Source organism: Pedobacter steynii (genome assembly GCF_001721645.1).
In the GTDB taxonomy this organism is placed as follows: domain Bacteria; phylum Bacteroidota; class Bacteroidia; order Sphingobacteriales; family Sphingobacteriaceae; genus Pedobacter; species Pedobacter steynii_A.
The window spans coordinates 2,011,047-2,024,578 of record NZ_CP017141.1 but is presented as its reverse complement, the minus strand read 5'-3'; the positions used below and the strand labels follow the sequence as shown (position 1 = coordinate 2,024,578).

General features: G+C 44.0%; 3 protein-coding genes, 4 tRNA genes and 6 rRNA genes. 1 reads left to right on the top strand and 12 read right to left on the bottom strand.

Annotated elements, in window-relative coordinates; translation table 11 throughout:
• The first annotated feature begins 310 nt into the window (after window positions 1-310).
• A complete protein-coding gene (locus tag BFS30_RS08385) occupies window positions 311-1,267 on the top strand; it encodes a hypothetical protein (protein WP_069378866.1) in 957 nt (318 codons plus the stop codon).
• 13 nt (window positions 1,268-1,280) lie between these two features.
• On the opposite strand, the gene BFS30_RS08380 is transcribed toward BFS30_RS08385, so the two are convergent.
• The 12 genes from BFS30_RS08380 to BFS30_RS08325 form a co-directional block, all read right to left on the bottom strand.
• Window positions 1,281-3,044, bottom strand: coding sequence for a S8 family peptidase (locus tag BFS30_RS08380; protein ID WP_069378865.1), 1,764 nt, complete (start codon window positions 3,042-3,044; stop codon window positions 1,281-1,283).
• 183 nt (window positions 3,045-3,227) lie between these two features.
• Window positions 3,228-3,339, bottom strand: a 5S ribosomal RNA gene (rrf, locus tag BFS30_RS08375).
• Window positions 3,340-3,452: 113 nt separating this feature from the next.
• Window positions 3,453-6,330, bottom strand: a 23S ribosomal RNA gene (locus tag BFS30_RS08370).
• Window positions 6,331-6,545: 215 nt separating this feature from the next.
• Window positions 6,546-6,622: transfer RNA gene (locus BFS30_RS08365), tRNA-Ala, on the bottom strand.
• Window positions 6,623-6,636: 14 nt separating this feature from the next.
• A tRNA-Ile gene (locus tag BFS30_RS08360) sits at window positions 6,637-6,711 on the bottom strand.
• Between the two features lie 117 nt (window positions 6,712-6,828).
• Window positions 6,829-8,350 (bottom strand): 16S ribosomal RNA (locus BFS30_RS08355).
• A gap of 948 nt (window positions 8,351-9,298) precedes the next feature.
• Window positions 9,299-9,583, bottom strand: a complete 285-nt coding sequence (locus BFS30_RS08350; RefSeq protein ID WP_069378864.1) for a type II toxin-antitoxin system RelE/ParE family toxin — start codon at window positions 9,581-9,583, stop codon at window positions 9,299-9,301.
• 212 nt (window positions 9,584-9,795) lie between these two features.
• A 5S ribosomal RNA gene (rrf, locus tag BFS30_RS08345) occupies window positions 9,796-9,907 on the bottom strand.
• A gap of 80 nt (window positions 9,908-9,987) precedes the next feature.
• Window positions 9,988-10,099: ribosomal RNA gene (gene rrf / locus BFS30_RS08340) — 5S ribosomal RNA — on the bottom strand.
• A 113-nt stretch (window positions 10,100-10,212) separates the two neighbouring features.
• Window positions 10,213-13,090: ribosomal RNA gene (locus BFS30_RS08335) — 23S ribosomal RNA — on the bottom strand.
• Together the 16S, 23S and 5S rRNA genes with 4 tRNA genes alongside form the textbook arrangement of a ribosomal RNA operon.
• 215 nt (window positions 13,091-13,305) lie before the next feature.
• Window positions 13,306-13,382: transfer RNA gene (locus BFS30_RS08330), tRNA-Ala, on the bottom strand.
• Between the two features lie 14 nt (window positions 13,383-13,396).
• A tRNA-Ile gene (locus tag BFS30_RS08325) sits at window positions 13,397-13,471 on the bottom strand.
• Window positions 13,472-13,532: the final 61 nt, after the last annotated feature.

Sequence of the window (13,532 nt, the reverse complement as noted above, 5' to 3'; positions counted from 1 at the left end):
AATCGATTTATAATCAGCATTTTACAATATACTAATTTCATCTCACATCTATTATATCCCGATTTGCATACTTTAAAAGCATCAGGAATTTCAGCCCAAATACTGTAAGCTTCAATAGAAAATCACTAAATATTTATCTTCCAGCTTAGTCCTCATCTTTACAGAATCAGAGCAGAAAATGACGTTTTCTCTTCCAAAATAAAAAAAACTTGGAGCATTTTAAGGCTATTTTTAAATTAAAATCCAGATTTTAGTCGCTAATATTTATATTTTTCGCCACAACCTGCAAAGGTTCTCCGAACCATTACTTATGAAATCTGCTTTCTTCTTTTTAATTATATCATTGCAATTCTTCAACTCTTCCTATGCTCAAAATGACGAGGAATACCTAAAAAAAATAATAGTAAATGATTCCATATTAAATAATCGCAGTCTTTTAATTTCAGAACCTTTTAATGCACAAAAGACGCTATTAAAACTTTTCCCCGGCAAATATTATAATCTTACGAAAAAAGCCGGCTATACAAAAGAACTGATCAACTGGGATATCAACTCCTCCAACAGATCATCTTATATTGATGCAAATGGAGAGGAAGGAAATCTTATATTTCCATTTAAACGAGGAACAGCCACAAGGTTGATAAATATAATGGACTTCAGGGATTCTACAGGTCTGCAATATAAGGTCATCAGTTTTAATCATTCAGAATTTGATCAGGAGGGGCTCCAGACTTCCAGATTTACCGGTGGACTATTGGGACTAGCGAAATTTGCTTTGACAAAGGAGGGATGGAAGCTAAGGATATTCCAACCGGCAATTGCAGGCTATGGTGCTTTTTCACAATGTCCGATACCTAAACCTTTACTAATCGGAGAAGATCAATATGCCTTTATGATTGAGCATTTGAATGGCGGCGGTGGAGGGCCGTTTTACGGGTCATTATTTCTCATTGCCGGAACCAATGGCCGTTATCAGCAAATTATGTCGGCATATGGCGTTAAAAAGACGATAGGAGGAGAAGATGAAGCTCCATCTTCCTGGTCAAGTGAATATAAAGTTCTTCCTGGTAAGAAAAAATACTTTAGGGATATTATGGTCATCACGAAGGGAACCTATACTGCATCAGATCGGGAAGGTCTTCCAGAAGAAATTTCCAATAAAATAAAACCCGGAAAAAAAGGCAACTACACCATTACAAAACGGTATGTCTATAAAGATAAAAAGGGGTACCAAGCACTGCTTCCTCCTTCAATCACAATAGATTAAGCCGAAAATTCTCCTATTTTTTTTTGCTGTAACCTGGTGCTAGTTTTAAAGCCTCATAAGCATTCACAATACCGCCACTTACACAAAGTTCAGAAAAAGATGCTTTAACATTCTCTCCTCTTTCATTGGTCAGCTTAACTTTCTGCTGCACTTTGGAAACAGATTTCATAATGACTTCCCTGACTTGCTGAGGGCTAAGATCCGGATAATAACTCAGAATCAATGCAGCCAGGCCCGATACTACTGGTGCCGCCATACTTGTCCCGTCCAATTCTTCATATTTAGAATCAGGAACAGTAGAGTTAATCAAAAATCCGGGAGCAAATACGTCAACATTGAATTTCCCATAATTTGAGAATGAAGCTTTTAATGTGGCATCATTCTTATAGGCACTGGCACCCACTTCGATCCAGTTGGTTGCATGTGGAAGATTAAATTTAGCCGAATCTATTACAGGTTTAATATTTGGTCTCACAGCTGGCCTTCCCATTCCCTGGTTTTGCATCTGACTATTTAAAGGTTTAAATGGGATAACTGCCGGCTTCAGTTTTTCCATTTTCTTTTTGTGTGCAATTGCTTCAGGACTATCATAATACTTATTAGGATAGTTATCTTCCAGATCCACATTCAGGTTGTCATTACCAGCTGCATGAACTAATAAAACCCCTTTTTGTTCCGCGTATTTTACCGCCTCATCTACTATCTCCTTGTTCCATTTGTAGCCCTTTCCAAAGCTCATATTAATTACCCGCGCTCCGTTGTCTACGGCATACCTAATGCCATTTGCTACATCTTTATCTCTTTCATCACCTTCAGGAACCACTCTGATCCCCATTATACTTACAAAATCTGCAACCCCATTAATGCCAACTTCATTCTTTCTGTTGGCCCCTATAATCCCGGAAACATGAGAACCATGCTCGGCATTTGGCCCCTTAACATCGTTATTGCCATAAAATTTCTCTTTGGCATTGGAATAATCGTCCCCTACCAATTCAGCTCTTTGGTCATACTTAGGATTTAGGTTATACCTTAACATCACATCGTACTGCTTGTAAGCATCTTTTATCTCCTTATGGAACTTCTCTATACTTCCACTTTCTTTAGATCCTGATCTGATTATTTTTTTAATCTGTTCTTCCATCTCATCTTCAGCCTTATAGCTTTCGATATCTTCAAGAGATGGAATAGCTTTTTTATGAATAGATCCAACAGAATCCATCAGTTTATTAATAGCAAAAACAACCCTGAAAGTCTGATCCGCTTCATCATATTTCTTACCAAACTCGGCAGTTACTTTAGTGTACAATTCAAATTCTTTCTTTTGAGCACTATCAAGAACTGTTGACTTTATCGTAGACCGGTATTTTGGCGCATACTCTCTATAAATCCGAACCAATTCGAGGTTATCATAAGCCAGATTTCCATTTTTAGAGCCTATGAAATTCCACCCATGAACATCATCAACATATCCATTTCCATCGTCATCGATACCATTTCCAGGAATTTCCTTCTTATTAGTCCATAAAATATCCTTTAAATCCTCATGGTTGATGTCAATACCACCATCAATTACTGCTACGATGATCTTCTCTTTAGGCTTCTTATTCTTCAGCAGTTCTTTATATGCCTTTTCTGTACTTATTCCAAAATAACCATCCTGAACAAGATCCAGATTAAACCAGTTCGCAGGAAGTTTAACATCCTTGCTCTGAGCAAAACCTGAAGCATTAATTAATAAAAATAGTCCTGTAAATAATAATTCTCTGAACCTCATTTGAAATTGCTTTTATAAACTAACGTAAAATACAATAATACGGTTTTATTGCATCAGGGATAAAGTTTTAGCATTTTTTAACAATAATAATCGCGTTACCGAGCGATAGAGCGAGTAGGTCTTGAAACCCAGAAGGGTTATAAACAAGAAAAGCCTGTAGTATTACTACAGGCTTACTTTAAGATTTGGCACCGACCTACTCTCCCACGTGTTACCGCAGTACCATCGGCTCTGGTGGGCTTGACTTCTCTGTTCGGAATGGGAAGAGGTAGACACCACCGATATAGGCACCTAAATATTTTTATTGTCTGATCTTTTATCAGTGTATCTGCTATTGCAGCTCACCATCAAACAGTGACATATTATTGAAAGAAGTTAAGTTAGGAAGAACAAACAACAGTTTATTGCTCTTGAAAGCTTCGGATTATTAGTATTACTCGACTTTGATGTCACCACCTTTACATCTGTAACCTATCAACGTAGTAGTCTGCTACGGTCCTATATGGAATTCTCATCTCGTGGCTAGTTTCGCACTTAGATGCTTTCAGCGCTTATCTATTCCCAACGTAGCTACTCTGCAATGCCCCTGGCGGAACAACAGATTCACTAGAGGTTAGTCCAACCCGGTCCTCTCGTACTAAGGTCAGCCCCACTCAAAATTCCTACGCCCACAACAGATAGGGACCGAACTGTCTCGCGACGTTCTGAACCCAGCTCGCGTGCCACTTTAATCGGCGAACAGCCGAACCCTTGGGACCTTCTCCAGCCCCAGGATGTGACGAGCCGACATCGAGGTGCCAAACCTCCCCGTCGATATGAGCTCTTGGGGGAGATCAGCCTGTTATCCCCAGCGTACCTTTTATCCTTTGAGCGATGGCCCTTCCATGCAGAACCACCGGATCACTATATCCGTCTTTCGACCCTGCTCGGCTTGTCTGCCTCACAGTCAAGCAAGCTTATGCTATTGCACTCCTCATACGGTTACCAAGCGTATTGAGCTTACCTTTGAAAGCCTCCGTTACCTTTTTGGAGGCGACCACCCCAGTCAAACTACCCATCAAACAATGTCCCCCACTGAGTGGGGTTAGACACCGAATACAGAAAGGGTGGTATTTCAACGTTGACTCCACAACACCTAGCGATGCCACTTCATAGTCTCCCACCTATCCTACACATCCTGTATCCAATGTCAATGTTAAATTGTAGTGAAGGTGCATGGGGTCTTTCCGTCCCGTTGCGGGTACCCGGCGTCTTCACCGGGACCACAATTTCACCGAGCTCATGGCTGAGACAGCGCCCAGATCGTTACACCATTCGTGCAGGTCGGAACTTACCCGACAAGGAATTTCGCTACCTTAGGACCGTTATAGTTACGGCCGCCGTTTACTGGGGCTTCGATTCAATGCTTCGCCTTGCGACTAACATCCCCTCTTAACCTTCCAGCACCGGGCAGGTGTCAGGCCTTATACTTCATCTTTCGATTTTGCAAAGCCATGTGTTTTTGTTAAACAGTCGCCTGGGCCTTTTCACTGCGGCTGACATTGCTGTCAGCGCCCCTTCTCCCGAAGTTACAGGGCCATTTTGCCGAGTTCCTTAGCCATGATTCACTCGAGCACCTTAGAATTCTCTTCCCGGATACCTGTGTCGGTTTGCGGTACGGGTTTTTATAACCTGAAGCTTAGCGGTTTTTCTTGGAAGTCTGATTACCTGCGCTATCTACGCCCCCGAAGGTTTGCAGTACTATCGGGTTTCAGCTAGATCTGCGGATTTACCTACAGTCCTAATACCTACGCCCTTTAACGATCTATTCCGTCAGATCGCGGCAGTGTCACTACTCCGTCCCCACATCGCAGTTATAAAAAGTACTGGAATATTAACCAGTTGTCCATCGAATATCCCCTTCGGGTTCTCCTTAGGCCCCGACTAACCCTGATCCGATTAGCGTTGATCAGGAAACCTTATCCTTTCGGTGGGCGGGTTTCTCTCCCGCCTTATCGTTACTTATGCCTACATTTGCTTTTCCAGAAGCTCCACCACAACTTACGTCATAACTTCGCTGCCGCTGGAATGCTCCCCTACCGTAATATTAATATTACCCATAGCTTCGGTGTATAGTTTAATGCCCGTTTATTATCCATGCCCGATCGCTCGACTAGTGAGCTGTTACGCACTCTTTAAATGAATGGCTGCTTCCAAGCCAACATCCTAGCTGTCTATGCAATCGGACCTCGTTAGTTCAACTTAACTATAACTTGGGGACCTTAGCTGATGGTCTGGGTTCTTTCCCTCTCGGCCCGTGACCTTAGCACCCCGGGCCTCACTGCAGTGTATATTATATAGCATTCGGAGTTTGTCTGGATTTGGTAGGATTTGACTCCCCCGCACCCAATCAGTAGCTCTACCTCTATATAACTTTACCACCACGCTGTTCCTAAAAACATTTCGGGGAGTACGAGCTATTTCCCAGTTTGATTAGCCTTTCACCCCTACCCACAGATCATCCGGAAACTTTTCAACGTTTATCGGTTCGGTCCTCCAGTACGTGTTACCGCACCTTCAACCTGTCCATGGGTAGATCACAAGGTTTCGCGTCTACCTCCCCTGACTATACGCCCTATTCAGACTCGCTTTCGCTTCGGCTGCGTGTCTTAAACACTTAACCTTGCCAGAGAAGAGTAACTCGTAGGCTCATTATGCAAAAGGCACGCCGTCACGCCACCTGGACGCTCCGACCGCTTGTAAGCACACAGTTTCAGGTTCTATTTCACTCCCCTGTTCGGGGTTCTTTTCACCTTTCCCTCACGGTACTGGTTCACTATCGGTCTCTCAGGAGTATTTAGCCTTACCGGATGGTGCCGGCAGATTCCCACAAGGCGTCTCCGACCTCGCGGTACTCAGGATACTACTAGGTTACTATTACTTACGTGTACGCGGCTCTCACGCTATATTGCCAGGCTTCCCATCCTGTTCCACTTCATTTTAGTATACCACATCGTAGTCCTACAACCCCACATATGCCGTAACATAAGTGGTTTGGGCTCTTTCCCTTTCGCTCGCCACTACTTAGGAAATCATTATTATTTTCTCTTCCTCTGCTTACTTAGATGTTTCAGTTCGGCAGGTTTGCGTACATTGTACGACTAGTCTTCAACTAGCCAGGTTTCCCCATTCGGAAATCTTCGGATTAATTCATATTTGCTAATACCCGAAGCTTATCGCAGCTTATCACGTCCTTCATCGCCTCTGAGAGCCAAGGCATCCCCTGTGTGCTCTTAATTACTTTCTTCTCTCCATAGCCTTTTGCGCCTATGGAAATGCTTTTTTTGATTTGTTGTTATCTCTACGGACTGAATAATTGCTTATTCCTTCCTTCAAGCTAACAACGTCTCTATTGTTGTTTGCTCTTCTTTTTTAACTTCTTCCAATATGTCAAAGAACTTTACTTCCCCTGATCACAATCCGTAATCATATTTCTTGGCCTTTTGTATTAAGCCTGGGTAATGGTGGAGAATAACGGAGTCGAACCGTTGACCTCCTGCGTGCAAGGCAGGCGCTCTAGCCAGCTGAGCTAATCCCCCTTAGAATATATCTGTAGTCCCGAGCAGATTTGAACTGCTGACCCCTACATTATCAGTGTAGTGCTCTAACCAAACTGAGCTACGGGACTATTTGTCTTTACTGCAGTATGAGAACACTAAGTGATGTTTCATCCTATGGGTTTTTCTTTTTGAGATTTTTTTGTCATTTATATCATTTACGTAGCGAGTAGTCTGAACTACTCCAGAAAGGAGGTATTCCAGCCGCACCTTCCGGTACGGCTACCTTGTTACGACTTAGCCCCAGTTATCGGTTTTACCCTAGGACGCTCCTTGCGGTTACATACTTTAGGTACCCCCAACTTCCATGGCTTGACGGGCGGTGTGTACAAGGCCCGGGAACGTATTCACCGCGTCATTGCTGATACGCGATTACTAGCGAATCCAACTTCAAGAGGTCGAGTTGCAGACCTCTATCCGAACTGTGAATGGCTTTTTGAGATTTGCTTGCTGTTGCCAGCTTGCTGCCCTCTGTACCATCCATTGTAGCACGTGTGTAGCCCCGGACGTAAGGGCCATGATGACTTGACGTCGTCCCCTCCTTCCTCTCTGTTTGCACAGGCAGTCTGTTTAGAGTCCCCACCTTAACGTGCTGGCAACTAAACATAGGGGTTGCGCTCGTTGCGGGACTTAACCCAACACCTCACGGCACGAGCTGACGACAGCCATGCAGCACCTAGTTTCGTGTGATTGCTCACTGAAATATCTCTATCTCATTCACTAACTTTCAAGCCCGGGTAAGGTTCCTCGCGTATCATCGAATTAAACCACATGCTCCTCCGCTTGTGCGGGCCCCCGTCAATTCCTTTGAGTTTCACCCTTGCGGGCGTACTCCCCAGGTGGAATACTTAACGCTTTCGCTTAGCCGCTAACTGTGTATCGCTAACAGCGAGTATTCATCGTTTAGGGCGTGGACTACCAGGGTATCTAATCCTGTTTGATCCCCACGCTTTCGTGCCTCAGCGTCAATGACACCATAGTAAGCTGCCTTCGCAATCGGTGTTCTGTGACATATCTATGCATTTCACCGCTACTTGTCACATTCCGCCTACCTCTAGTGTATTCAAGCTCATCAGTATCAAGGGCACTGCGATGGTTGAGCCACCGTCTTTCACCCCTGACTTAATAAGCCGCCTACGCACCCTTTAAACCCAATAAATCCGGATAACGCTTGGATCCTCCGTATTACCGCGGCTGCTGGCACGGAGTTAGCCGATCCTTATTCCTTCGGTACATTCAGCTACTTACACGTAAGTAGGTTTATTCCCGAATAAAAGCAGTTTACGACCCAGAGGGCTGTCTTCCTGCACGCGGCATGGCTGGTTCAGAGTTGCCTCCATTGACCAATATTCCTTACTGCTGCCTCCCGTAGGAGTCTGGTCCGTGTCTCAGTACCAGTGTGGGGGGTCATCCTCTCAGATCCCCTAGTCATCGTGGTCTTGGTGAGCCGTTACCTCGCCAACTAACTAATGACACGCATGCCCATCTTAATCCTATAAATATTTGATCATTGTACAATGCTGTACTGTGATTTTATGCGGTGTTAATCCGAATTTCTTCGGGCTATCCCCCTGATTAAGGTAGGTTGCATACGCGTTACGCACCCGTGCGCCACTTTCCCATCTAGCAAGCTAAATGGTATCGTTCGACTTGCATGTATTAGGCCTGCCGCTAGCGTTCATCCTGAGCCAGGATCAAACTCTCCATTGTAAAATGTGTTGTTTGAACGCTGACCATTCTTAACTTGTTAATAATAGTCTTTATTCTTTTTTGTATTGTCTGTCAGATTCTGACTTGAAAAAATAGCTTTGGTTTTCATGTACTTTGAAACGGTACTATCTTACCTCGCTACGCTATAAATGACATCTCTTTAATGAACTTTTCGAATCTCCTCGCGGTTCTTCTTTTATGTGGCAATCTTCTTTTCTCTGTTTCTTCCAGGTCTTAATATTCCTGGTGTCAGTTTCGAAATTCCAATCGTTTCAGTCTTTTTGTTTTTGTTACTAAACTCCGTTTGGTAACCCCCGTTTTTGTTGGGACTGCAAAGGTAGAAATCTTTTTGTTATTGTCAAGCTTTTTTTGAAACTTTTTTACTTTGCCTTTTCTGGTTAATAAACCGTCAAAACAACCTCTGACTCATCTCTACTGCAATCTTTCAAATCCTTCTCTCTTTATTCAACCTCTCTGTTTCTCTTCCTCCGAAGCGGGATGCAAAAGTAGGATTATTTTTTCTTCCTGCAAACTTTATTTACATAATCTTCTCTTTATTTTAACATAACTCCAAATTCACACGCCTGTTCTCAGAAATTTTCTCACACAACCGCCTCTTAATTAGCCACATTGAGCATCAACATCCGGAAAACCTGATTTCAATTTTATTTCAAGAATAATTCGCTCAGTATACCAATCAAACCTCAGAACTGATACATAACCAGATTATCAGGCTAGGAATTATAATTTTAAACGATGATATTCTTTGTATTTAATTAGGATCCTTTCTTGTTTATCAAAATTAGTCTGCAAAAAAATCAAACAGCATTTATTCTCGGCTACATGCTGAATGAAAAATAAATCCCAAATGAATAATTAATTTAAGAATGCCTGATAATCCCTCTCCCAAATTAAAATAGAATATCCGGAATCCAACACCAAAAAATATCAGATTGGTTCCTGGCGATTATCCCAGAAGAACAAAAGGTGCACCGAAGAATCACGAACGAGATAGAAAAGCGAACATTGTTTAGTGACCAGAGCGATGCGTATCTGAGTATCAATCGCCGAAGCTCTGAACAGAAATGGCTGTTTACCCACCACTGCAATTGTTCTTTCCGCTTTTAGCAGAAATTTATCTGCCGAATGCCGTCCAAATTTTCCTTCAATAAAACTATAAACTGCAGTCAAGGTCTCTTTAGCCGTTGGCGTATAAAATATACTTAAGCTCATTTAAGATTAAACATACCCCTAATATCTTTCCTTTCTTCTAGACCATCAAGTCGAGAGTCCGGAAATCATTAAAAAGAAAAATTTCCACATAAAAACCTTCCTGACCAAAGCAAGGATATACTCAGCCCAATATCAATATAACAGGTAACTACCGAAACAAAAAAGGTTATAAACAAGAAAAGCCTGTAGTTTCCTACAGGCTTTCTTTTAAGATTTGGCACCGACCTACTCTCCCACGTGTTACCGCAGTACCATCGGCTCTGGTGGGCTTGACTTCTCTGTTCGGAATGGGAAGAGGTAGACACCACCGATATAGGCACCTAAATATTTTTAATTTCTTTAATTAGAGTTCTTTCTTATGTTTAAAAGAAAAGCCTGTAGTATTACTACAGGCTTACTTTAAGATTTGGCACCGACCTACTCTCCCACGTGTTACCGCAGTACCATCGGCTCTGGTGGGCTTGACTTCTCTGTTCGGAATGGGAAGAGGTAGACACCACCGATATAGGCACCTAAATATTTTTATTGTCTGATCTTTTATCAGTGTATCTGCTAGTGCAGCTCACCATCAAACAGTGACATATTATTGAAAGAAGTTAAGTTAGGAAGAACAAACAACAGTTTATTGCTCTTGAAAGCTTCGGATTATTAGTATTACTCGACTTTGATGTCACCACCTTTACATCTGTAACCTATCAACGTAGTAGTCTGCTACGGTCCTATATGGAATTCTCATCTCGTGGCTAGTTTCGCACTTAGATGCTTTCAGCGCTTATCTATTCCCAACGTAGCTACTCTGCAATGCCCCTGGCGGAACAACAGATTCACTAGAGGTTAGTCCAACCCGGTCCTCTCGTACTAAGGTCAGCCCCACTCAAAATTCCTACGCCCACAACAGATAGGGACCGAACTGTCTCGCGACGTTCTGAACCCAGCTCGCGTGCCACTTTAATCGGCGAACAGCCGAACCCTTGGGACCTTCTCCAGCCCCAGGATGTGACGAGCCGACATCGAGGTGCCAAACCTCCCCGTCGATATGAGCTCTTGGGGGAGATCAGCCTGTTATCCCCAGCGTACCTTTTATCCTTTGAGCGATGGCCCTTCCATGCAGAACCACCGGATCACTATATCCGTCTTTCGACCCTGCTCGGCTTGTCTGCCTCACAGTCAAGCAAGCTTATGCTATTGCACTCCTCATACGGTTACCAAGCGTATTGAGCTTACCTTTGAAAGCCTCCGTTACCTTTTTGGAGGCGACCACCCCAGTCAAACTACCCATCAAACAATGTCCCCCACTGAGTGGGGTTAGACACCGAATACAGAAAGGGTGGTATTTCAACGTTGACTCCACAACACCTAGCGATGCCACTTCATAGTCTCCCACCTATCCTACACATCCTGTATCCAATGTCAATGTTAAATTGTAGTGAAGGTGCATGGGGTCTTTCCGTCCCGTTGCGGGTACCCGGCGTCTTCACCGGGACCACAATTTCACCGAGCTCATGGCTGAGACAGCGCCCAGATCGTTACACCATTCGTGCAGGTCGGAACTTACCCGACAAGGAATTTCGCTACCTTAGGACCGTTATAGTTACGGCCGCCGTTTACTGGGGCTTCGATTCAATGCTTCGCCTTGCGACTAACATCCCCTCTTAACCTTCCAGCACCGGGCAGGTGTCAGGCCTTATACTTCATCTTTCGATTTTGCAAAGCCATGTGTTTTTGTTAAACAGTCGCCTGGGCCTTTTCACTGCGGCTGACATTGCTGTCAGCGCCCCTTCTCCCGAAGTTACAGGGCCATTTTGCCGAGTTCCTTAGCCATGATTCACTCGAGCACCTTAGAATTCTCTTCCCGGATACCTGTGTCGGTTTGCGGTACGGGTTTTTATAACCTGAAGCTTAGCGGTTTTTCTTGGAAGTCTGATTACCTGCGCTATCTACGCCCCCGAAGGTTTGCAGTACTATCGGGTTTCAGCTAGATCTGCGGATTTACCTACAGTCCTAATACCTACGCCCTTTAACGATCTATTCCGTCAGATCGCGGCAGTGTCACTACTCCGTCCCCACATCGCAGTTATAAAAAGTACTGGAATATTAACCAGTTGTCCATCGAATATCCCCTTCGGGTTCTCCTTAGGCCCCGACTAACCCTGATCCGATTAGCGTTGATCAGGAAACCTTATCCTTTCGGTGGGCGGGTTTCTCTCCCGCCTTATCGTTACTTATGCCTACATTTGCTTTTCCAGAAGCTCCACCACAACTTACGTCATAACTTCGCTGCCGCTGGAATGCTCCCCTACCGTAATATTAATATTACCCATAGCTTCGGTGTATAGTTTAATGCCCGTTTATTATCCATGCCCGATCGCTCGACTAGTGAGCTGTTACGCACTCTTTAAATGAATGGCTGCTTCCAAGCCAACATCCTAGCTGTCTATGCAATCGGACCTCGTTAGTTCAACTTAACTATAACTTGGGGACCTTAGCTGATGGTCTGGGTTCTTTCCCTCTCGGCCCGTGACCTTAGCACCCCGGGCCTCACTGCAGTGTATATTATATAGCATTCGGAGTTTGTCTGGATTTGGTAGGATTTGACTCCCCCGCACCCAATCAGTAGCTCTACCTCTATATAACTTTACCACCACGCTGTTCCTAAAAACATTTCGGGGAGTACGAGCTATTTCCCAGTTTGATTAGCCTTTCACCCCTACCCACAGATCATCCGGAAACTTTTCAACGTTTATCGGTTCGGTCCTCCAGTACGTGTTACCGCACCTTCAACCTGTCCATGGGTAGATCACAAGGTTTCGCGTCTACCTCCCCTGACTATACGCCCTATTCAGACTCGCTTTCGCTTCGGCTGCGTGTCTTAAACACTTAACCTTGCCAGAGAAGAGTAACTCGTAGGCTCATTATGCAAAAGGCACGCCGTCACGCCACCTGGACGCTCCGACCGCTTGTAAGCACACAGTTTCAGGTTCTATTTCACTCCCCTGTTCGGGGTTCTTTTCACCTTTCCCTCACGGTACTGGTTCACTATCGGTCTCTCAGGAGTATTTAGCCTTACCGGATGGTGCCGGCAGATTCCCACAAGGCGTCTCCGACCTCGCGGTACTCAGGATACTACTAGGTTACTATTACTTACGTGTACGCGGCTCTCACGCTATATTGCCAGGCTTCCCATCCTGTTCCACTTCATTTTAGTATACCACATCGTAGTCCTACAACCCCACATATGCCGTAACATAAGTGGTTTGGGCTCTTTCCCTTTCGCTCGCCACTACTTAGGAAATCATTATTATTTTCTCTTCCTCTGCTTACTTAGATGTTTCAGTTCGGCAGGTTTGCGTACATTGTACGACTAGTCTTCAACTAGCCAGGTTTCCCCATTCGGAAATCTTCGGATTAATTCATATTTGCTAATACCCGAAGCTTATCGCAGCTTATCACGTCCTTCATCGCCTCTGAGAGCCAAGGCATCCCCTGTGTGCTCTTAATTACTTTCTTCTCTCCATAGCCTTTTGCGCCTATGGAAATGCTTTTTTTGATTTGTTGTTATCTCTACGGACTGAATAATTGCTTATTCCTTCCTTCAAGCTAACAACGTCTCTATTGTTGTTTGCTCTTCTTTTTTAACTTCTTCCAATATGTCAAAGAACTTTACTTCCCCTGATCACAATCCGTAATCATATTTCTCGGCCTTTTGTATTAAGCCTGGGTAATGGTGGAGAATAACGGAGTCGAACCGTTGACCTCCTGCGTGCAAGGCAGGCGCTCTAGCCAGCTGAGCTAATCCCCCTTAGAATATATCTGTAGTCCCGAGCAGATTTGAACTGCTGACCCCTACATTATCAGTGTAGTGCTCTAACCAAACTGAGCTACGGGACTATTTGTCTTTACTGCAGTATGAGAACACTAAGTGATGTTTCATCCTATGGGTTTTTCTTTT

Coding starts and splice junctions, on each gene's coding strand:
- BFS30_RS08380 (WP_069378865.1), bottom strand. CDS start 3,044: ATGAGGTTCAGAGAATTATTATTTACAGGACTATTTTTATTAATTAAT.
- BFS30_RS08350 (WP_069378864.1), bottom strand. CDS start 9,583: ATGAGCTTAAGTATATTTTATACGCCAACGGCTAAAGAGACCTTGACT.
- BFS30_RS08385 (WP_069378866.1), top strand. CDS start 311: ATGAAATCTGCTTTCTTCTTTTTAATTATATCATTGCAATTCTTCAAC.